Below are 18,401 nucleotides of genomic sequence, written 5' to 3' on the forward strand. Positions count from 1 at the left end.
CGTGCTGTCGGGTGCGGGAGCGTTGGTGTCCGGTCGCGCCACGCGGTGACGGTGGTCAGGCGGTGAACATCGTCATGACGGCGGCGATCCTTCCGTCGCGGACGGTGATGACGTCGATCCCGCGGACGGCGGGCGTGCCGGGCGGACCGAAGGCCCAGGCGAGTGCTCCGGAGTGGGGGCCGGCATAACGCCGGCCGTCCTCGGTGAACTCGAAGTCGGCGGGGGCGTCGGCGAGGAGGGCGGCGGCCTTGTCCGCGAGGGCGTCGCGTCCGGTGGTGGCGCCTTCCGGGTCGGTGAAGACGACGTCCTCGGTGTAGATGCGGTCGATGGCCGCGCGGCGGGTTGCGGCGTCACGGTTGCCGAAGACTTCGTGCAGGTTGGCCGCGAGCAGGTCGGTCACGTTGTGCATGGTTCCTTCAAGGGTGCGCTCGTGTCAGGTGCCTGGAGGGGGTTGGGTGGCTGCGGTGCCGGTCAGATCTGGCTTGCGCCGCCGTCGACGTATATCTCGGCACCGGTCATGTAGCTGCTGGCCTCACCGGCGAGGAAGAGGACCGTCTCGGCGATCTCCTCCGGGCGGCCCAGACGCTGCATGGGGACTCCGGCAGCCAGGCCCTCAAGCAGTTGTTCGGCGGCCTCGGGGGTGCCCGCGAGACCGCTGAGGCCGGGCGTCCCGATCGGGCCGGGGGCGATGCTGTTGACGCGGATGCCGCGGGTGACGAGTTCCGCCGCCCAGCTGCGGGTCAGGGAGCGCAGCGCGGCCTTGGTCGCGGCGTAGACGCTGAAGGAGGCGGCGCCCTTGGTGTCGATGTTGGAGCTGGTCAGGATGACCGACGCGCCCGGGCGGAGCAACGGGAGCGCCTTCTGCACGGTGAACAGGGTGCCCGCGACGTTGGTGTTGAAGGTGTCGGCGTAGTGGTCCCAGGTGATGTCGGGCAGAGCCGCGAACGCTCCGCCGCCCGCGTTGGCGAAGACGATGTCGAGGCTGCCGTGCCGCTGGATCTGGTCGAAGAGGCGGTCGAGGTCGCCGAGGTCGGCGACATCGGCTCGTACTCCTGTGGCGCGGTCGCCGATGGAGGCCACCGCCTCGTCGAGCGCCTGCTGCCGGCGGCCGGTGAGGAAGACGTGGGCGCCTTCCGCAGCGAGCCGTCGTGCGGCGGCCAGGCCGATGCCGGACGTGGCACCGGTGACGAGGGCGGTCTTGCCGTCGAGCTGACCCATGAGGGGTTCTCCATTTCTGTACCGTTCGGTACTCAAGTCGTTCACCCGTGGAGAACCGCGGCACCCGGGCAGCTATTCCGTACCGTTCGGTTAAAATTTCGGCGACCGACACAGGAGGGCGTCATGGCGGTACGCGGCAGACCCCGGGGCTTCGACGCGGAGGCCGCGCTAGACCGTGCGGTGGAGGTCTTCTGGCGCCAGGGCTACGACGGCGCGTCGCTCACCGACCTCACCGAGGCGATGGGCATCAACCGCACGAGCATGTACGCGGCGTTCGGCAACAAGGAGCAGCTCTTCCACCGTGCCGTCGCCCGCTACGCCGAGGCCGACATGGCCTACGCCCGCGAGGCTCTCGCGGAGCCGACCGCCTATGCGGTCATCGAGTCCTTCCTGCGCGCCAACGCCGACGCGCTCACCCGCCCAGACCGCCCCTCCGGATGCCTGTCCGTGCAGGGCGGCCTGGCCGAGGGCGGCGACAGCGGCCGCATCGCCCGGTTCCTGGCCGACAGCCGCCTCGCCGGGGAACGCGCCCTCGCGCAGCGTCTGGCCCGCGCCGTCGAGGAGGGCGACCTGCCCGCGGGGACCGACCCGCACGCACTCGCCCGCTATGTGATGGTCGTCAGCGAAGGCAATGCCGTGCACGCGGCCGCCGGCGCGGCCCGTGCGGCCCTCCACACCACCGTCGACATCGCCCTGCAGGCCGTGCCCCGGCCGCACGCGCAGGTGAGCGCCTGACTTGGCTACGGCCTACGTGTCCGACCCTCGCGCCAGTTTCAGGGCGTAGTCGGACCACCACTCCCCCGCCTTCGGGCCGCCCTTGCACTCGCCGTCCGACTCTCCCGGGCGCTTGACCCACAGGTAGGCGTCGACCAACGGGTCCGCCGTCCTTATGGTCGGGGTCTCTCCCAGGGCCCTGCCCGGCGGGTTGCACCAGCGCTCGTTCTCGTCGCCGTCCTTGTACGGGCCGTTGCCGTTGCGGCTGGTGTCGATGACGAAGTGTTTGTTGCCGACCTTGGCGGAGAGCTGCTTGCCGTAGGCGATGGAGTCCTCGGTGGAGTAGAAGTTGGAGACGTTCACCGAGAAACCGTCGGCCTTGGCGATGCCGGCCCACTTGAGGGGTTCGAAGATCTGGTCGGGGTGGCCCCAGCCCGCGTTGCCCGCGTCCAGGTAGACCTTGGTGTTCTTCAGGGACTTGAGCTTCTCGACCGCACCGGTGAGCAGGTCATAGCGCTCCTCGTGGAACTCGTCCTTCGTGCAGCCGTCGACCAGGTGCAGGACGGCGTCCGGTTCGAGGATCACCGTCGCGGAGCGGTCGCCGATGCCCGCGGCCACGCCGTCGATCCAGGTCCGGTAGGCGTTGCCGTCGGCGGCGCCGCCCTGGGAGTACTGGCCGCAGTCGCGGTGCGGGATGTTGTAGAGGACGAGGAGGGCCGTACGGCCGGCCTTGTCGGCGGCCTCGGTGAAACCGCGCGCCTCCTGCTCCGGGTTCTCCGGGCCGATCCACTCCCCCGTGGGCTGCTGGGCGATCTTGCGGATCTGTTCCGCCTCGTCGTCCTTGCCGCTCTTCAGGTAGGCCGCGACCTGCTGGGCCGCGTTGCCGTCCGGGTTGACCCAGAACGGGTCGGCCTCCTTGGGCTGCTGGGTGATCCCCGCGCCGCCCTTGTCTCCTTCGTCCCCCTTTTTCGTGTCGTCCGGCGTCGAGCACGCGGCGAGCAGCAGTGCCGCCCCCAGCACCGCCGCCGAAGCCCGTGCGCGGGCCGCCCTCCTGGCCCCCCTGCTGACGTACATCCAATTCCCCCCTGGGTGCACCGTGGCAAGTCTCAATCGTGACACACCGCTCGCGCCGCTCACGAGGTCGCCGGAGCCTTGTCCAGGAGCTGTTACAGCCCCGAGGGTCGGGGTAGGTGCGCGCCGTACGGGGGCGCTCGTCGATGAAGGGGAGTGCTCAGCGATGCGGTACGGCACCAGGGAGATCCTCCTGGCCTCGGCGCTGGTGGAGGCGGCGGACACCCTCGTCGACGGCTTCGAGGCCACCCGGTACTTACAACGGGTCTCCGACCACTGCGTGGAGCTGCTCCACGCGCGCGCGGCCGGGGTGATGCTCATCGACGGCGGCCGGTCGGTGTCCCTTGCCGCCAGCAGCCGGCACGAGCAGGTGGCGCTGGACCTGCTGGAGGCGCAGCACGGCGGCGGGCCCTGTCTGGACAGCTACGGTTCGGGGCAGCCCGTGCCGCCCGTCTCCATACGGGTCGCCCACGCGGACGCCCGCTGGCCCGACTTCACCGAACGGGCCCTCCGGCACGACATCGTGACGACGTTCGCGGTCCCGCTGCGCCGCCGCGACCACCTGCTGGGCGCCCTCAACGTGTTCGTGCCCACGCTGCCCGACACCAGCCCGGCCGACGACGTGACCCCCGAGCTCCATGTCGCCCAGGCCCTCGCCGACGCCGCCGCCCTCGGTCTGCAGAACCGTCACACCTACGCCCGGTACCGCACGTTGTCGGGACAGTTGCAGGAAGCCCTGTCGAGCAGGGTCCGCATCGAGCAGGCCAAGGGGATGCTCGCCGAGCGCTGGAGCGTCCCCGCCGACCGGGCCTTCATGGCGCTACGGCAGTACGCGCGACGCCACCGGCTGCCCCTGGACCAGGTGGCGAGCACGGTCATCGAGGGCGCCGAGGACGCTGCCGAGCTGCGCCGGGAGATCGGCGGAAGCGCTGACGGACCCGCTGACGGACCCGCGTGAACCCAGGGCCACCAGGGCGTATGACGGAGAGCCACGAGCACGGGACGTGGCGTCAGCCGGCCTCTAGGCCCGGGCGCTCATCCGTTCTAGAGTCTTCTCATAGGTTACGGCCCCAGCCCCTGGCCGAGTCACCACCACCGAGCCTCCAGGCCTCCCGCGCCGTCGCCGGGTTACTCCCGCAGCCCGAGCGGGTGCGGTCGAGGACCAGCCCGGTCGGCGGCTTCGGGGGGAGCGGGTCGCCGACCGGGCCGGGTGGCGCCCCCGGTCCTCACAGGCCGGTGCCGGTCAGATACGCCGAGACGATCACGTTCGCCGTGTAGCTGCGGCTCGCCCGGTCGAAGGTGCCGCCGCAGGTGATCAGTCGCAGTTCGGCGCGGCCCGGCACGTGTGGGCCGTAGGCCAGGCGGGCGTCGAAGTCCTCCCGGCTGAGGACCCGCACGTCGTCGACGGTGAACTCGGCGACCCTGCCGTCGTCACGGATCACCCGAACCGTCTCGCCCGGATCCAGGCTGCTGATCCGGTGGAAGACGGCGGGCCGGGTCTCGGTGTCGACGTGGCCCACCATCAGCGCCGTCCCCGCGGCCCCGGGTTTCGCGCCGGCCGCGTACCAGCCGACGACCCCGGGCTGGTCGAAGGGCGGCGGGGCGGGGGCACCCCGGGCGTCCAGGCCGCGGGCCACCACGGGCGCCTGCACCCCGAGGCCCGGGATGTCGAGGCGCTGCGGCCGCGCACCCGTCAACGGCCGTGCGGGGGGCGGGAGTTCGGACGCTCCGGACAGGCGTCCGAGTGCGGCTGCGTCTCCGGTGGCGGGCGCGGACAGGCCGTGCCGTACGTCGGTGGCCTCGCGCCCCCACAGCCACAGTCCGAGCAGCAGGACCGCCCAGACCGCAGCGGCCGGCAGACGTCCGGTGGCGAAGGCGCGTCCGTAGGGGGTACGTCCCTGGGAGGCGCGACCGGAGCGGGCGCGACCGGGGAGAGCGCGACTGCGGCGGGTGCGACTGTGGCGGGCGCGACCGGGGAGGCGGTAGGCGAGGCGGTCGATGCGACGGTCGGTGCGGCGGTCGGTGCGGCGGTCGGACATCGCGGGTCAGTCCGCCTCGCGGCTCCGGCGGCTGCGGCGCAGCACGACGGCCGTCGCCGCGACCCCGGCGAGCACCAGGCCGGTCACCGCGTGGCCGGTGCCGGGTCCGGCCGCGTGGGGCTCCATGGCGGAGAGGTGGGTGGCGGTCCAGCCGCCGCCCGCGTCGACAGGGGCGGCGGGGGTCGCCGGTGCGGTGCCGTCCTGCTCCGCCGCGACGGTGATCCTGCCCTGCACCTCGAGGTCGGCGCAGGTGATCTTCACGTCGTAGGTGCCGGGCTCGGCCGAGGAGCGGACGCGGGTCTCGCCGGCGAGGCTGCCGCCGGCGCCGGTCAGCCGGGCGTTCGCGACGAACGCGGCCGAGACGGCGGTGGCCGTCCTCCCCGCGCAGCCGGTCACCCGCAGCGAGAGGTCGGCTCCGGCGGCGGGGGTCGACGGGGTCACCGAGACGCCGCGGCCGTCAGCGGCCTGGGCGGCCGGGGCGAAGGCGACGACAGTCAGGGCGGCGGTACAGAGCGTGAGACGTAGTGAACCCATCGTGAACCTCCAGATATCTGGAGAGTCCCCCCGGGCCCCGGGACCCGCACGCCGGGAGGCGCCGGGTTACTCCGTTCGGGTAAGGCCCGGATCCGGTAGGGCCCCGCGGATCCGCTACAGCCTCAGATCCGGTCGACGAGGTCCGCGATCGAGTCGACGACCTTCGAGGGCCGGTACGGGAAGGCTTCGACCTGCTCGGGCCGGGTCAGACCGGTGAGCACGAGGAAGGTCTGCATGCCCGCCTCCATGCCGGCCAGGACGTCGGTGTCCATGCGGTCGCCGATCATGGCGCTGGTCTCGGAGTGCGCGCCGATGGTGTTGAGGCCGGTGCGCATCATGAGCGGGTTGGGCTTGCCCGCGAAGTACGGCTGCTTGCCGGTCGCCTTGGTGATCAGGGCGGCGACGGCACCGGTGGCCGGCAGCGCGCCCTCGGCGGAGGGGCCGGTCTCGTCGGGGTTGGTGCAGATGAAACGGGCGCCGTCGTTGATGAGCCGGACCGCCTTGGTCATGGCCTCGAAGGAGTAGGTGCGGGTCTCTCCGAGGACGACGTAGTCCGGCTCGTGGTCGGTGAGGATGTAGCCGATGTCGTGCAGGGCGGTGGTCAGACCCGCCTCGCCGATGACGTACGCCGTGCCCTCGGGCCGCTGGTCGTCCAGGAACTGCGCGGTGGCCAGGGCGGACGTCCAGATGTTCTCGATCGGGACGTCCAGGCCCATGCGGCGCAGACGGGCGTGCAGGTCGCGCGGGGTGTAGATGGAGTTGTTGGTCAGCACCAGGAAGGGCTTGCCGGACTCGCGGAGCTTTTTGAGGAAGGCGTCGGCGCCGGGGATCGGTACGCCCTCGTGGATGAGTACACCGTCCATGTCGGTGAGCCACGAATCGATGGGCTTGCGGTCTGCCATGTGCGGGATCTCCTGCCGTACGCGTGTACGCCGTGCTGCGTCGGCCCCAGCCTAGACAGTGGCCGGATCTTGAGGGAATGGCCGGTTGGGGACAGGTACCGGAAGGCCGGGGGTCAGCGGCGGCCGCGGGCCCGGAGGATCGCGCCCGCGGTGACCAGGAGGAGGGCGGCCGTGCCGAGGACCGCGGCGGCCGCGGCGGGGCCGGTGCTGGCGAGCTGTTCGGCGGCGTCCGTGAAGGGGAGGCCTCCGGGGGTGCGGGTGGGGGTGGAGTCGGGGCGCGTGCCCGGGGCGGAGCCGATGCCGAAGCGGTAGTCGTTGGACTGCCCCACCCAGTCGCCGTCGTCGCCGTGCCGCTGGACCACGGCCGCGTTGGCGGTGACCTCGTTCGGTACGGCGTCCTCGGCCACCGCGAGACGTACCTTCACGGTGACGGTCCGGCCCGGGCCCACGGTGAGCCCGGCACCCCCGAACACCCCCACGAGTTCGTCCTGGTCGGTCGTCTCGAACCGGACGGCGCGGGTGCGGGGGCCGTCGTAGAACTCCAGCCGGGGCTGGGAGGGCTCCAGAGCGTGCCGCTCGTCGACGAGCACGACGACCGGGTGGATCCCCTCACAGGTGTGCCGGGTCGTGTTGACGAGATCCAGATACCAGGTACCGAACCCTCCACCGGCCTCGTAGGCATCGGGGCCGCCGTGGATACGGGTGGCGAGGGGGAAGGAACGGCCGTCGGGGGTGCAGGAGCCGGCGGTGGGGGCGGGCTCGGCCGGGGCGCTTGCCGCGGGGGGCGCGGGCATCAGGGCGGCCGCCGCCGCGAGGCCGAGGAGGGCGGGCGCATAACCGTGCACATACTGTCGCATGAACACATGACCGTGCCGGTAGGCGACGGCTGAGGCCCGATGCCGCTCCGTACGGCCCGGGAAGTCCCCTCGATCAGCGGACGCGGGCCGGGCCGGAGCGGGGCGTCTGCGGCTCACCGGGTTCGACGGGCAGACAGGGACACGGAACGGGAACGGTCGCACACCGCCGGGCTCGGCCACGCCCGGCGAATGGCGTGTCCCCTTCGCGTGCCGCAACCGCCCAGTTCGACGGCCGGCCACCCGCCACGGAACCGCACACGCACCACCCCCCACACCACCGCCCCGGCGTGCAGCGGCACAGGCCCGACAGGATCGCGGCGGGCGAGGCGGTCGGGCGGGGCGGAGGGCCGCCGCGACACACGCCACCGTGAAGCGGCGCAAACCAAGCACACCTGCGACGCGCAAGGTGGCGGCAGGCCCGGCGGACCGGGGCAGGCGACCGCCCCGACACAAAACGCACAGGCACCACGACACACGCCACCATGAAGCAGCCCAGACCAAGCACGTCTACGACGCGCAAGACGGCCGCACGCCCAGCGGACCGGGACAGGCGACCGCCCCGACAAGGACCGGGCTTGCAGGATCGTGAACGCGGCGGAGCCGTGGGGCTCACGCGTCGGGGCGGCCGAAGTGGGGGGCCAGGACGAGCTGGGCCGCGCCCTCGGCGATCCCGTCGGTCGCCGGGCGGACGGGGACGGGCTGCTCGCCGGTGCGCCGGGCGCGTTCGTCGAGGACTGCTTCGACGCCCCGCAGGAAGGCGTCCGGGGCGGCGGTGACGGTACGGCCGCCCAGCAGGACCAGGTCGATGTCGAGGAGGGCGACGAGGTTGCCGGTCGCGATGCCCAGGACCCGGGCCGCTTCGGTGAGGTCGCCGCGGGCCACCGCCGCCAGGCACAGCGCCTCGACGCAGCCCCTGTCCCCGCACCCGCAGGGCGGCCCGTCGAGCTGGACGACCTGGTGTCCGAACTCCCCGGCCCCGGTCCGCGCCCCCCGGTGCACGGTCCCGCCGAGGACGAGCCCGGCCCCGAGTCCCGTACCGAGATGCAGATACGCGAACGACCCGCGCTCCCCCGCGACCGCGAGCCCCAGCGCGGCCGCGTTGGTGTCCTTGTCGACCACGACGGGCACTCCGAGCCGCCCCGCGAGCGCGTCCCGCAGGGGGAAGCCGTCCCACTCGGGGAAGCCGGTGACCCGGTGCAGCACGCCCCGGGTATGGTCGAGGGGCCCGGGGAGGGCGACGCCGACGCCGAGGAGAGCGGGAAGGGGGCCGGCGGCGGGCGGCGGGCCGGAGACCGGCAGTGAGCCGGAGACGCTCCCGCCCACCCCCTTCACCAGCACTGCGACCTCTTCCGCGACCGTCCCCACCACGGCCTCCGCCCCCGCCCCCAGGTCCAGCGCGGCTCGGCGTTCGCCCACCACCGCCCCCGCGAGGTCGACCAGCACCGTCCGCAGCGCGTCCCGGTCCAGGTGGATGCCCACCGCGTGGGCCGCCCCGGGGACCAGCCGCAGGACCGTCCGCGGTTTGCCGCCCGTCGACGCCCGGTGGCCCGCCTCCACCGCGAGGCCCGCCTCCCGCAGCCGCCCGGTGATCTTGGAGACGGCCTGCGGGGTCAGTCCCGTCCGCTCGGCGAGCTCCAGCCGGCTGATGCCCCCGGCGCCCGCGCCGCGGAGCAGGTCGAGCACGAGCGCGGAGTTGTGGCTGCGCAGGGCCGGGAGGTTGACGCCACCGTTCGTCCTGTTCACCCCGCCATTCTCCGCCACGCTTGCACTTTGGCAACACCGTTGCGAAAGTGGAGGGCATGACTGCTGCTGACCTCCGCGTGGGCCTCGTCGGCTACGGCCTCGCGGGCTCCGTCTTCCACGCCCCGCTGATCGCCGCCACCGAGGGCCTCACCCTCGACACGGTGGTCACCTCGAACCCCGAGCGGCAGGAACAGGCCCGCGCCGAGTTCCCGGACGTCCGTACCGTCGCAGGCACCGACGAGCTGTTCGCCCGCGCCGCCGACCTGGACCTCGTCGTCATCGCGTCCCCCAACAAGACGCACGTCCCGCTCGCCACCGCCGCCCTGGAGGCCGGCCTCCCGGTCGTGGTCGACAAGCCGATCGCCGGCACCGCGGCCGAGGCGCGCGAGCTCGCCGCCCGCGCCGAGGAGCGCGGCCTGCTCCTGTCGGTCTTCCAGAACCGCCGCTGGGACAACGACTTCCTGACCCTGCGCCGCCTCCTCGACGAGGGCGAACTGGGCGACGTCTGGCGCTTCGAGTCCCGTTTCGAGCGGTGGCGCCCGCAGCCCAAGGGCGGCTGGCGCGAGTCCGGCGACCCCGCAGAGATCGGAGGTCTGCTCTACGACCTCGGCAGCCATGTCGTCGACCAGGCCCTGACCCTCTTCGGGCCCGCCGCCTCCGTGTACGCCGAGGCGGACGTCCGCCGCCCCGGCGCCGAGATCGACGACGACACGTTCATCGCGATCACCCACACCGGTGGCGTCCGCTCCCACCTCTACGTCTCCGCCACCACCGCCCAACTCGGCCCCCGTTTCCGGGTCCTGGGCTCCAAGGCGGGCTATGTGAAGTACGGCCTGGACCCGCAGGAGGCGGCCCTCAGGGAGGGTGCGCGGCCCGGCACGTCGGCCGAATGGGGCCGCGAGCCCGAGTCGCTGTGGGGCCGGCTCGGTGCCGGTGAATCCCCCGTGACCGGCGGCGGCAGCCCCGTCCCCACCCTCCCCGGCGACTACCCCGCTTACTATGCGGGCGTGGCCAGGGCCCTCGCCGACGGCGGCACCAACCCGGTGACCGCGCTGGAGGCGGCCGCCGCCCTCGACGTACTGGAGGCGGCGCGCCGTTCGGCCCACGACGGAGTGGCGGTGCAGCTGTGACGCACAACACCGGGCTGACCCCGAAGTTCCACCCGGAACTCACCCCGCCCCTGGAGGAGCTGGAGGCGCAGGAGCGCCACCTGGTCTTCCGGCAGTTCACGTACGAGGACGCGTGGGCGCTGGGCTCCCTGCTGGTGGAAATGGCCAGGGAGCGGCAGGCGCCCGTGGCCATCGACATCCGCCGCGGCGGCCAGCAGCTCTTCCACGCGGCCCTGCCGGGCTCCACCCCGGACAACGACGCCTGGATCGACCGCAAGCGCCGGGTCGTGGAGCGCTACGGCTCCGCCTCCTACCTGGTCGGCGCCCGCTTCCGCGCCAAGGGCAGCACCTTCGAGGAGTCCTCGCGGCTGGATCCGGACGAGTACGCGGCCCACGGCGGCTCCTTCCCCATCACGGTGGAGGGCGTGGGCGTGGTCGGCACGGTGACGGTCTCGGGCCTGCCCCAGCTCCAGGACCACCGCATGGTGGTCGAGGCGCTTGAGGAGTTCTTGGGCAAGGGTCTGTAGCGGAAGAGGAATGAGCGCCGGGGTCTGCTTCGTTGGCATGTGCCATGAAGGAGATCATCGGAAAGTACGGCATCTGGAACGGCGGCGGTCTGCGCGCGGAGGACCCCTCCCGACGGGGCGAACGCGCCGAGGCCGCCGCCGAGTTGGAGGAGCTCGGGTTCGGGGCGATCTGGCTGGGCGGCAGCAGTTCGGCCGCCAACGCCGCCCCGCTGCTGGAGGCGACGTCCCGTGTGGTCGTCGGCACCAGCATCCAGAGCATCTGGGACCACGAGGCCGAGGCCGCCGCCGCGAGCCACACCGACCTGAACGCCGCCCACTCCGGCCGCTTCGTCCTGGGCCTGGGCGTCAGTCACGCCAAGCTCGCGGAGCAGTACCGGCGCCCGTACTCGGCCCTGGTGTCCTACCTGGACGCCCTGGACGGGGCGGGGGCTCCTGCCGAGGGCCGTGTCCTGGCCGCGCTGGGTCCGAGGACCATCGAGCTCGCCCGGGACCGCGCGGCCGGTTCGATCCCGTATCTGATCACCGCGGACCAGACGGCACGGTCCCGTGAACTCCTGGGCGACACACCCCTGTTGGCCCCGGAGCTGAAGGTCGTCCTGGAGTCCGACCCCGCCAGGGCCCGCACCCTGGCCCGCGACTGCCTGGCCATTTATCTGGGCCTGCCCAACTACACCAACAACTTCCTCCGCAACGGCTTCACGGAGGACGACTTCAAGGACGGCGGCAGCGACCGGCTGGTGGACGCGGTCTTCGCCTGGGGCTCGGACGACAGGATCCGCGCCCGCGTCGACGAGTTCATCGCGGCGGGCGCGGACCACGTGGCCCTGCAGGTGGTGGACGGCGGCACGAGGTACGACCTGCCGAGGCAGGCATGGCGCAGGCTCGCGGCACTACTGGCGTGAGGGTGTGCTTTTCAGGGGCGCGGGGAACTGCGCGACATGCCACAACGGCGCCGCACCCGCCAAACAGCCGTAGTCCCCTGCCCCTCAGGCTCCCTTGAACTCCTGCCGCTGGCGCCCGAGCCCGGAGATCTCCAGCTCCACCACATCCCCCGCCCGCAGATACGGCTTGGGCTCGGGCTCCCCCATCGCCACCCCCGCGGGCGTACCGGTGTTGATGACGTCACCCGGGTACAGGGTCATGAACTGGCTGACGTACCGCACCACTTCACCCACCGGGAAGATCTGCTCGGCGGTCGTGCCGTCCTGCTTCAGCTCCCCGTTGACCCACAGCTTCAGCGACAGGCTCTGCGGGTCCGGGACCTCGTCCGCCGTCACCAGCCACGGGCCCAGGGGGTTGAACGTCTCGCAGTTCTTGCCCTTGTCCCACGTCCCGCCGCGCTCGATCTGGAACTCGCGCTCGGACACGTCGTGCGCCACCGCGTACCCGGCGACATGGGCGAGCCCCTCCTCGGCGGACGACAGGTACCGGGCCGTACGCCCGATCACGACCGCCAGCTCGACCTCCCAGTCGGTCTTCACCGACCGGCGGGGCACCAGCACCGTGTCGTAGGGGCCGACCACCGTGTCCGCGGCCTTGAAGAAGATCACGGGCTCGGCGGGCGGCTCGGCCCCCGTCTCGCGGGCGTGGTCGTGGTAGTTCAGGCCGATGCAGACGATCTTCCCGATCCGCCCGACCGGCGGTCCGACGCGCAGCCCGGTGGCGTCCAGCGCCGGCAGGTCGCCGGTCTCCGCGGCCGCGCGGAGGCGGCCGAGTGCCGCGTCGTCGGCGAGCAGCGTCCCGTCGATGTCCTCCACGACACCGGACAGGTCGCGCAGGACCCCGTCGGCGTCGAGCAGCGCGGGCGTCTCCGTTCCCGCCGTACCGACTCGCAGCAGTTTCATGATCACTATCTCCCTCGATCGCGGGGCGTCTCCCGACGGGTGCAGCCATCGGATGACTGGTCGATCCTCCAAGCTGGGCGTCCCGTCCGCAATACCCGGTTCACGGACTGGACCGGTCAGCGGTAGAGGGCGGCCCTCTCGACCGCGGCCCACGTCGAACTGGTCACCACGTACAGCGCGGCCGCCAGGGGCACCACCGCCACGGTGAAGAGCGTGAAGAAGGACATGAAGGGCATGACCCTGGTCATCGCGCCCACCCCGGGCACCGGCTGCCCGTCGGTCACCGGCAGGACCGGGTTCGCGGCCGTCATCCGCTTCGTACGGCGGTAGTTGAAGGCCGCCACCACGGCCACGAACGCGAAGAGGCAGACGTACACGAGCCCCGCTCCCCCGAACACCCCGCCGTGGCCCAGCGCGTCCGCCCAGCGTCCGCCGAGCGGCGCGGCGAACAGCTCGTGGCTGAGCAGTTCGTTCGCGCTGCCGCCGATCGTGGTGTTGGAGAAGAGGTGGTACAGCAGGAAGAACGCGGGGAGCTGGAGCAGTCCGGGCAGACAGCCGGACAGCGGTGACACCTTCTCCTCGGCGTGCAGGGCCAGCACGGCCTTCTGGAGCTCGCCGGGGTCGTCCTTGTGCTTCTTCCGCAGCTCGGCGATCTTCGGCTGGAGCCTGGTGCGGGCCTTCTGGCCGCGGGCGGCGGCGCGGGACAGGGGGTGCACGAGCAGTCGTACGAGAGCGGTGAACAGGACGATCGCGGCGGCGGCCGCGGTGCCGCCGAAGAGGGGGTGGAGCAGGTCGGCGAGATGCTGTACCAGATCAGCGAAGACGGACATGGGTGAGCCCTCCGGGGGTCTCGTCGTGCCGGAAACAGGGAAAGCGGCATGACGACCCGCGCGGGGTGTCCGTACAGGAGTGGGCCCCTACGCGGCGGTCGCCGGGAGGGCGTGGCCGGGCGCTCGGGGGCGGGGGCGGCCCTTGGCGTCGGGGTCGCGTTGCGGGAGGAAGGCCGTGCGGCGGGCGCGGTCGCGGATGGCGGTGCGGACCCGGGTGGGCGGTACGGCGGGCGCGCAGCGCGAGGCGATCAGCGAGCAGGCGACGAAGGCGGAGCCGGCCGCGGCGGTCGCGGCGAGCGCGACGGCGGCGGAGAGGCTGCCGGCGTCGAGGAGGAGGACGTCGAGGAGGAGGAAGAGCAGCACGGCGGCGGGACGCGGTGTCGTCCAGTCGCGCGTCACGGCCCCTCCCCTGTCTCGCTGCGGTCCTCCCCCGGTTATACCTGATCGACCACGATCGGCTGAAGGAGCCTCCTCGGCTGGAGCAGCGCCCGGCTGACCGGGTCGGCCGGGTCCGGGTCGAGCCCGGGGCCGGGCACCATGAGGACGTCCTCGACCGGTACGACGGTGGCGCAGGCGGGGCATTCGCCCCAGGAGCCGAGTTCGGTGCCGCACTCGGCGTGGTGGAAGGTGCGCAGCGCGCTCTCGCCGTGGTGCTCGCGGCCCCAGCGGCCGAGGGCGCGCAGGGCGGGCCACAGGGCGATAGCGCGGTCGGTGGCGATGTACTCGTCGCGCGGCGGCGACTCCTGGTAGCGGCGCTTCTCCAGAATGCCCTCCTCCGTGAGCATCTGGAGGCGGGTGGCGAGGACCGCGCGCGGGATGCCGAGGTGGACGAGGAAGTCGTTGTAGCGCCGGACGCCGTAGAGGGCGTCGCGGACGACGAGCAGGGTCCAGCGTTCGCCGACGATCTCCAGCGCGCGGGCGATCGAGCATTCCTGTGTCGCGTAGTCCTTGCCCAGTGCCATGCCGCCCACTGTAACCATTTTCCGGCAGTAGGTTCAATGACCGAACCTCCTCTGCTACGGTGCTCGCATGCCTAAGTTCAATGAACGAACCCTTACTGAGGTGAAGGCGCCGCCTACCGCCCCCGAGGCGCCCGCCCGTCCGGGCGCCACCCTGGCCCTGACCAGCGCCGCCACCGCCGTGGCCCTCATGACGTACACCGCGCCGATGGTCACGCTCCCCGACGTCGCCGCCGACCTGCACACCCCGCTCTCCGCCCAGGCCTGGCTCCTGAACGGCACCCCGCTCGGCCTCGCCGCCCTCCTTCTGGTCGCCGGCACCCTCGCCGACGACTACGGCCGCCGCCGGATCTTCGCCGCCGGCACCCTCGCCCTCGGCCTCACCACCGCACTCGGCGCCCTGACCTCCTCCACCTGGTTGTTCACCCTGGCCCGCATCGCCCAGGGCGCGGCCAGCGCGGCACTCCTCGCGAGCAGCCTGGGCCTGATCGTCCACGCCTTCCCCTCACCGAGGGGCCGCCTGCACGCGACCGGAGTGTGGGGCGCGTTCGTGAGCGGCGGCATCGCGGTCGGCCCCCTGCTGAGCGGCGCGATGCCGAGCTGGAGAGTGTCCTACGGCGTTCTCGGCGCCGCCGCCGTGCTCGTGGCCGTCCTGTCCGCACGGCTGCTGACCGAGTCCCGGGCCCCGCGCGGCGGCCGCCCCGACCTCGCCGGAGCCGTGACCTTCGGGCTCGCCCTGGTCGCGTTGGTGGCGGCGCTGACATTGGGCCGCGACGGCTGGCTGCGGGCACCGGTCGGGCTGCTCCTGCTGGCATCCGTGGTCCTGCTCGCCGTGTTCGCGGCGGTGGAGCGCCGCTCGGCCACCCCGATGATCGACCTGGAACTGCTACGGCATCGCCGTTTCCTGGTGTCCTCCTCCAGCGGCCTGTTCACGGGTCTCGCGGTGATCGGCCTGTTCAGCTTCCTGCCGGCCCTCCTCCAGCAGACGCTCGGCCTGTCCGCGATGGACACGGCCTGGCTCTTCCTCCTGTGGTCCGGCCTGTCCTTCGCGGTCGCCCTCCAGGTCCGCCGCCTGGCGGGCCGGGTGCCGCCGCGCTGGCAGCTCGCGATCGGCTTCCTGCTGCACGCGGCGGGCGTACTGACCATGCTGGGCTCGCTCGACGCGGGTTCCTGGGTACGGCTGCTGCCGGGCCTGGTGATCGCCGGCGTCGGCAGCGGCCTGCTGAACGCGGCGCTCCCGCTGGCCGCCGTGGAGTCCGTACCGGCCGCCCGCGCGGCGATGGGCTCGGGCGCCCAGCAGACCTTCCGCTACATCGGCTCCTGCGCCGGAGTCGCCCTGACGATCGCGATCGCCACCTCCTCCGGCGGCGGCCTCGCCCACGGCGCGGACATCGCGATGCTGGTGTCGGCGGTGCTGGCACTGGTGGCGGCCGCGAGTGCGGTGGGGCTGCGGGAGCGGTGACCCCGTCAGCGCGTGCGCGCCGACACGAGCTTGCCCCACACCACCAGCCGGTACCGGGACGTGTACTCCGGGGTGCAGGTGGTGAGGGTGAGGTAGTGACCGGGCTCGCTGTACCCGTAAGCGGGATGGACCGTCGAGCGCGGGACCGGGCCGATCACCCCCGAGTCGCGGGCCGAGGTCTGGCGCAGGGTCCTGTCGACGGCGTACGTGTACACCGCGCCCCGCGTCTCCACCCGGACGGCGTCCCCGGGCACGAGCCGGTCGACGTGACGGAAAGGCTCGCCGTGGGTGTTGCGGTGCCCGGCGAGCGCGAAGTTCCCGACGCCGCCCGGCTGTCCGGTGCCGGGGTAGTGGCCGACGTACCCCTCGTTGAGCACGCTCACCTTGCCGACGCCCTCGGCGACGGGGACGCGGAGGTGGAGACGGGGGATGCCGAGGACGGCGTACGCCTGGGAGGGGTCCGGCGTCGGGGTGCTGGGGTGGGGGTCCTGACCGGTCGAGGAGTCCCGCGACTGCTGCTGTTCCTGCTGTTCCTGCTGTTCGTGCGCTTCCCCCGGGTCCCGGGATGCGGACGCGGACCCGGACTCGGCCCCCTGACCCCGCTCCCACTCCCGCTCCAGGGCCTCGACCTCGCGGTGGGCGCCTTCCCGGGCCTCCCGGTTGGTCCACCACAGCTGGTGCACGACGAGGAGCAGCAGCACGACGCCGACGGTGACCAGCAGTTCGCCGCCCGCCCACACCGCGCGCCGGCGACGCTCGCGCCGGCGCCGGGTTCCGTGGTGCGTGATGCGCTGCCGCATGGGGCCCACCTCCTCGGCCGGGGCCGCCCGCACGATAAGGGCGGGGCCTCCAAGTCACCAGTGTCGAGGGCCTCGTAGAGCCGGCGCGGCGATCACGCGTCCGGTATACCGAACTTCCTCCACTGGTTTTAGGAAGGGCTGTCAGAACCCTCGACAACCTCACGGGCCACACCCGATGCTTCGTCGTGGCATGAACGGGGCAGGCCACGACGCGGGTCAGAAGGCCGCGTCGATCCATCGGAGTTCGGAGTGACCATGATCCGACGCAGAACGCTGCTGACAGCCGCGGGAGGAACTCTCCTCGGCAGCGCGCTGGCCACCGGAACCGCCCGTGCGGACGCCACGATCGCGGTGAGCCCGGGGACGTCCTACGGCACCTGGGAGGGCTGGGGCACGTCCCTGGCCTGGTGGGCCAACGTGTTCGGCGCCCGGGACGACTTCGCCGACATCTTCTTCACCACCAAGTCGACGTCCTACAACGGCACTTCGCTTCCCGGCCTCGGCCTGAACATCGCCCGCTACAACCTGGGCGCGTGCAGCTGGAACACCGTGAGCGGCTCGTCCATGGTCGCGTCGCCGAACATCCCCGCCTTCAAGCAGATCGAGGGCTACTGGCAGGACTGGAACAACGAGGACCCGACGTCCTCGGCGTGGGACTGGACGGCGGACGCGAACCAGCGGGCGATGCTGGTGAAGGCGACGTCACGCGGGGCGACTTCGGAGTTGTTCGCCAACTCCCCCATGTGGTGGATGTGCCTGAACCACAACCCCTCCGGCGCCTCCGACGGCGGCAACAACCTCCAGTCCTGGAACTACCGCCAGCACGCCTCCCACCTCGCCTCGGTGGCCCTCTACGCCAAGAACAACTGGGGCGTGAACTTCGCGACGGTCGACGCCTTCAACGAGCCGTCCTCGTCCTGGTGGACGGCGACCGGCACGCAGGAGGGCTGCCACATGGACGCGGGCGTCCAGTCGGCCGTACTGCCTTACCTGCGCAGCGAGTTGAACAACCGCGGCCTGACCGGCGTGCGGATCTCGGCCTCCGACGAGACCAGCTACGACCTCGCCCGCACCACCTGGAACTCCTTCAGCTCGACCACCAAGGGGTACGTCAACCAGGTCAACGTCCACGGCTACCAGGGTTCGAGCGGCCGCAGGGACCTCCTCTACACGGACGTGGTGACCACGGCCGGCAAGAAGCTGTGGAACTCCGAGACCGGCGACGGCGACGGCACCGGCTACACCACGGCCTTCAACCTCCTCTACGACTTCCGCTGGCTGCACCCCACGGCCTGGGTCTACTGGCAGGTCATGGACCCGACGGCGGGCTGGGGAGTGATCAAGTACGACGCCGGCACCCTCCAGGCCGGCGCGATCGAGACGAAGTACTACGTGCTGGCCCAGTTCAGCCGCCACATCCGCCCTGGGATGAAGATCCTTGACACGGGCGTGAGCAACGCGGTCGCGGCCTACGACGCCACGGCGAGGCGCCTGGTCATCGTGGCCCTGAACACCTCCACCTCGGCCCAGACCCTGACCTTCGACCTGTCCCGCTTCACCACGGTGACGGGCGGCTCCGGCGGTCTGGTCCCGCGCTGGAACACGGTGACGACGGGCGGCGACAAGTACGCGTCGTACTCCAACACCTTCCTGAGCGGGAAGTCGGTGGCGGTGCCGTTCGCGGCGAAGGCGGTGCAGACGCTGCAGATCGACGGCGTGACGATCTGAGTGCGCCGGTGGTGCGGGCCGGGGCTCTTGGCGTCAACCGGCTCCTGGCCTGCACCTCCCTCTC

The 18,401-nt window shown here is 72.3% G+C and carries 20 protein-coding genes; 7 read left to right on the plus strand and 13 right to left on the minus strand.

Going from position 1 to position 18,401, the window contains the following annotated elements; all coding sequences use genetic code 11:
• Positions 1–55: 55 nt before the first annotated feature.
• Positions 56–409 carry a nuclear transport factor 2 family protein gene (locus M2163_RS20850; protein ID WP_280851288.1) on the minus strand — a complete coding sequence of 118 codons (354 nt, stop codon included), beginning with the start codon at positions 407–409 and terminating at the stop codon, positions 56–58.
• A 62-nt stretch (positions 410–471) separates the two neighbouring features.
• On the minus strand, positions 472–1,218 hold the full coding sequence (locus M2163_RS20855) for an SDR family oxidoreductase (RefSeq protein WP_280894699.1): 747 nt from the start codon (positions 1,216–1,218) through the stop codon (positions 472–474).
• Positions 1,219–1,341: 123 nt separating this feature from the next.
• Here M2163_RS20855 and M2163_RS20860 point away from each other — a divergent pair, with 123 nt between their 5' ends.
• Positions 1,342–1,953 (plus strand): TetR/AcrR family transcriptional regulator, encoded by a 612-nt coding sequence (locus M2163_RS20860; RefSeq protein ID WP_280851286.1) that lies wholly within the window; start codon positions 1,342–1,344, stop codon positions 1,951–1,953.
• 12 nt (positions 1,954–1,965) lie between these two features.
• Here the strand turns inward: M2163_RS20860 and M2163_RS20865 are convergent, their stop codons facing one another.
• Positions 1,966–3,006: a glycoside hydrolase family 6 protein gene (locus tag M2163_RS20865; RefSeq protein WP_280894700.1), complete on the minus strand. Its 1,041-nt coding sequence runs from the start codon at positions 3,004–3,006 to the stop codon at positions 1,966–1,968.
• A 163-nt stretch (positions 3,007–3,169) separates the two neighbouring features.
• Here M2163_RS20865 and M2163_RS20870 point away from each other — a divergent pair, with 163 nt between their 5' ends.
• Positions 3,170–3,961, plus strand: a complete 792-nt coding sequence (locus M2163_RS20870; RefSeq protein ID WP_280894701.1) for a GAF and ANTAR domain-containing protein — start codon at positions 3,170–3,172, stop codon at positions 3,959–3,961.
• A 268-nt stretch (positions 3,962–4,229) separates the two neighbouring features.
• On the opposite strand, the gene M2163_RS20875 is transcribed toward M2163_RS20870, so the two are convergent.
• From M2163_RS20875 to M2163_RS20895, 5 genes are all read right to left on the minus strand, one after another.
• On the minus strand, positions 4,230–5,042 hold the full coding sequence (locus tag M2163_RS20875) for a class F sortase (RefSeq protein WP_280894702.1): 813 nt from the start codon (positions 5,040–5,042) through the stop codon (positions 4,230–4,232).
• Between the two features lie 6 nt (positions 5,043–5,048).
• Positions 5,049–5,576, minus strand: a complete 528-nt coding sequence (locus M2163_RS20880) for a hypothetical protein (RefSeq protein WP_280894703.1) — start codon at positions 5,574–5,576, stop codon at positions 5,049–5,051.
• 122 nt (positions 5,577–5,698) lie between these two features.
• Positions 5,699–6,478 (minus strand): HAD-IIA family hydrolase, encoded by a 780-nt coding sequence (locus tag M2163_RS20885; protein ID WP_280851281.1) that lies wholly within the window; start codon positions 6,476–6,478, stop codon positions 5,699–5,701.
• A gap of 113 nt (positions 6,479–6,591) precedes the next feature.
• Positions 6,592–7,335, minus strand: a complete 744-nt coding sequence (locus M2163_RS20890) for a hypothetical protein (protein WP_280894704.1) — start codon at positions 7,333–7,335, stop codon at positions 6,592–6,594.
• A gap of 609 nt (positions 7,336–7,944) precedes the next feature.
• The gene (locus tag M2163_RS20895) at positions 7,945–9,078 is read right to left on the minus strand and encodes an ROK family transcriptional regulator (RefSeq protein ID WP_280894705.1); all 1,134 of its coding nucleotides are present in this window, start codon (positions 9,076–9,078) and stop codon (positions 7,945–7,947) included.
• Between the two features lie 56 nt (positions 9,079–9,134).
• On the opposite strand from M2163_RS20895, the gene M2163_RS20900 reads away from it, so the two are divergent.
• Genes M2163_RS20900 through M2163_RS20910 form a run of 3 tightly spaced genes read left to right on the plus strand, consistent with a single transcriptional unit; the run spans position 9,135 to position 11,616 of the window.
• Complete coding sequence (locus tag M2163_RS20900) at positions 9,135–10,208, plus strand: Gfo/Idh/MocA family oxidoreductase (RefSeq protein ID WP_280851278.1); 1,074 nt, start codon at positions 9,135–9,137, stop codon at positions 10,206–10,208.
• The gene (locus tag M2163_RS20905; RefSeq protein ID WP_280851277.1) at positions 10,205–10,714 is read left to right on the plus strand and encodes a heme-degrading domain-containing protein; all 510 of its coding nucleotides are present in this window, start codon (positions 10,205–10,207) and stop codon (positions 10,712–10,714) included. Before M2163_RS20900 ends, M2163_RS20905 begins: the two co-directional genes overlap by 4 nt.
• 44 nt (positions 10,715–10,758) lie before the next feature.
• Positions 10,759–11,616, plus strand: coding sequence for an LLM class F420-dependent oxidoreductase (locus M2163_RS20910; RefSeq protein ID WP_280894706.1), 858 nt, complete (start codon positions 10,759–10,761; stop codon positions 11,614–11,616).
• 84 nt (positions 11,617–11,700) lie between these two features.
• Here the strand turns inward: M2163_RS20910 and M2163_RS20915 are convergent, their stop codons facing one another.
• The 4 genes from M2163_RS20915 to M2163_RS20930 all read right to left on the minus strand — a co-directional run bounded on the left by M2163_RS20915 (position 11,701) and on the right by M2163_RS20930 (position 14,350).
• Complete coding sequence (locus tag M2163_RS20915) at positions 11,701–12,558, minus strand: fumarylacetoacetate hydrolase family protein (RefSeq protein ID WP_280894707.1); 858 nt, start codon at positions 12,556–12,558, stop codon at positions 11,701–11,703.
• A 116-nt stretch (positions 12,559–12,674) separates the two neighbouring features.
• Positions 12,675–13,388, minus strand: coding sequence for a YidC/Oxa1 family membrane protein insertase (locus M2163_RS20920; protein ID WP_280894708.1), 714 nt, complete (start codon positions 13,386–13,388; stop codon positions 12,675–12,677).
• An 87-nt stretch (positions 13,389–13,475) separates the two neighbouring features.
• Complete coding sequence (locus M2163_RS20925) at positions 13,476–13,787, minus strand: DUF6412 domain-containing protein (protein ID WP_280851273.1); 312 nt, start codon at positions 13,785–13,787, stop codon at positions 13,476–13,478.
• 35 nt (positions 13,788–13,822) lie between these two features.
• Complete coding sequence (locus M2163_RS20930) at positions 13,823–14,350, minus strand: helix-turn-helix domain-containing protein (RefSeq protein ID WP_280851272.1); 528 nt, start codon at positions 14,348–14,350, stop codon at positions 13,823–13,825.
• 67 nt (positions 14,351–14,417) lie between these two features.
• Between M2163_RS20930 and M2163_RS20935 the strand changes: the two genes are divergently transcribed.
• Complete coding sequence (locus tag M2163_RS20935; protein WP_280894709.1) at positions 14,418–15,809, plus strand: MFS transporter; 1,392 nt, start codon at positions 14,418–14,420, stop codon at positions 15,807–15,809.
• A gap of 5 nt (positions 15,810–15,814) precedes the next feature.
• On the opposite strand, the gene M2163_RS20940 is transcribed toward M2163_RS20935, so the two are convergent.
• Positions 15,815–16,609, minus strand: coding sequence for a class E sortase (locus M2163_RS20940; protein WP_280894710.1), 795 nt, complete (start codon positions 16,607–16,609; stop codon positions 15,815–15,817).
• Between the two features lie 255 nt (positions 16,610–16,864).
• Between M2163_RS20940 and M2163_RS20945 the strand changes: the two genes are divergently transcribed.
• Entirely contained in the window at positions 16,865–18,337 is a 1,473-nt protein-coding gene (locus M2163_RS20945) for a beta-1,6-galactanase (protein WP_280894711.1), read from the plus strand.
• Positions 18,338–18,401 lie beyond the last annotated feature (64 nt).

Source organism: Streptomyces sp. SAI-135 (assembly GCF_029893805.1).
Taxonomy (GTDB): domain Bacteria; phylum Actinomycetota; class Actinomycetes; order Streptomycetales; family Streptomycetaceae; genus Streptomyces.

What these genes read in the sequence shown, in the direction of transcription:
- M2163_RS20850 (WP_280851288.1), bottom strand. Translation starts at nt 409, where the DNA reads ATGCACAACGTGACCGACCTGCTCGCGGCCAACCTGCACGAAGTCTTC.
- M2163_RS20855 (WP_280894699.1), bottom strand. Translation starts at nt 1,218, where the DNA reads ATGGGTCAGCTCGACGGCAAGACCGCCCTCGTCACCGGTGCCACGTCC.
- M2163_RS20860 (WP_280851286.1), top strand. Translation starts at nt 1,342, where the DNA reads ATGGCGGTACGCGGCAGACCCCGGGGCTTCGACGCGGAGGCCGCGCTA.
- M2163_RS20865 (WP_280894700.1), bottom strand. Translation starts at nt 3,006, where the DNA reads ATGTACGTCAGCAGGGGGGCCAGGAGGGCGGCCCGCGCACGGGCTTCG.
- M2163_RS20870 (WP_280894701.1), top strand. Translation starts at nt 3,170, where the DNA reads ATGCGGTACGGCACCAGGGAGATCCTCCTGGCCTCGGCGCTGGTGGAG.
- M2163_RS20875 (WP_280894702.1), bottom strand. Translation starts at nt 5,042, where the DNA reads ATGTCCGACCGCCGCACCGACCGCCGCACCGACCGTCGCATCGACCGC.
- M2163_RS20880 (WP_280894703.1), bottom strand. Translation starts at nt 5,576, where the DNA reads ATGGGTTCACTACGTCTCACGCTCTGTACCGCCGCCCTGACTGTCGTC.
- M2163_RS20885 (WP_280851281.1), bottom strand. Translation starts at nt 6,478, where the DNA reads ATGGCAGACCGCAAGCCCATCGATTCGTGGCTCACCGACATGGACGGT.
- M2163_RS20890 (WP_280894704.1), bottom strand. Translation starts at nt 7,335, where the DNA reads ATGCGACAGTATGTGCACGGTTATGCGCCCGCCCTCCTCGGCCTCGCG.
- M2163_RS20900 (WP_280851278.1), top strand. Translation starts at nt 9,135, where the DNA reads ATGACTGCTGCTGACCTCCGCGTGGGCCTCGTCGGCTACGGCCTCGCG.
- M2163_RS20910 (WP_280894706.1), top strand. Translation starts at nt 10,759, where the DNA reads ATGAAGGAGATCATCGGAAAGTACGGCATCTGGAACGGCGGCGGTCTG.
- M2163_RS20915 (WP_280894707.1), bottom strand. Translation starts at nt 12,558, where the DNA reads ATGAAACTGCTGCGAGTCGGTACGGCGGGAACGGAGACGCCCGCGCTG.
- M2163_RS20920 (WP_280894708.1), bottom strand. Translation starts at nt 13,388, where the DNA reads ATGTCCGTCTTCGCTGATCTGGTACAGCATCTCGCCGACCTGCTCCAC.
- M2163_RS20930 (WP_280851272.1), bottom strand. Translation starts at nt 14,350, where the DNA reads ATGGCACTGGGCAAGGACTACGCGACACAGGAATGCTCGATCGCCCGC.
- M2163_RS20935 (WP_280894709.1), top strand. Translation starts at nt 14,418, where the DNA reads ATGCCTAAGTTCAATGAACGAACCCTTACTGAGGTGAAGGCGCCGCCT.
- M2163_RS20940 (WP_280894710.1), bottom strand. Translation starts at nt 16,609, where the DNA reads ATGCGGCAGCGCATCACGCACCACGGAACCCGGCGCCGGCGCGAGCGT.
- M2163_RS20945 (WP_280894711.1), top strand. Translation starts at nt 16,865, where the DNA reads ATGATCCGACGCAGAACGCTGCTGACAGCCGCGGGAGGAACTCTCCTC.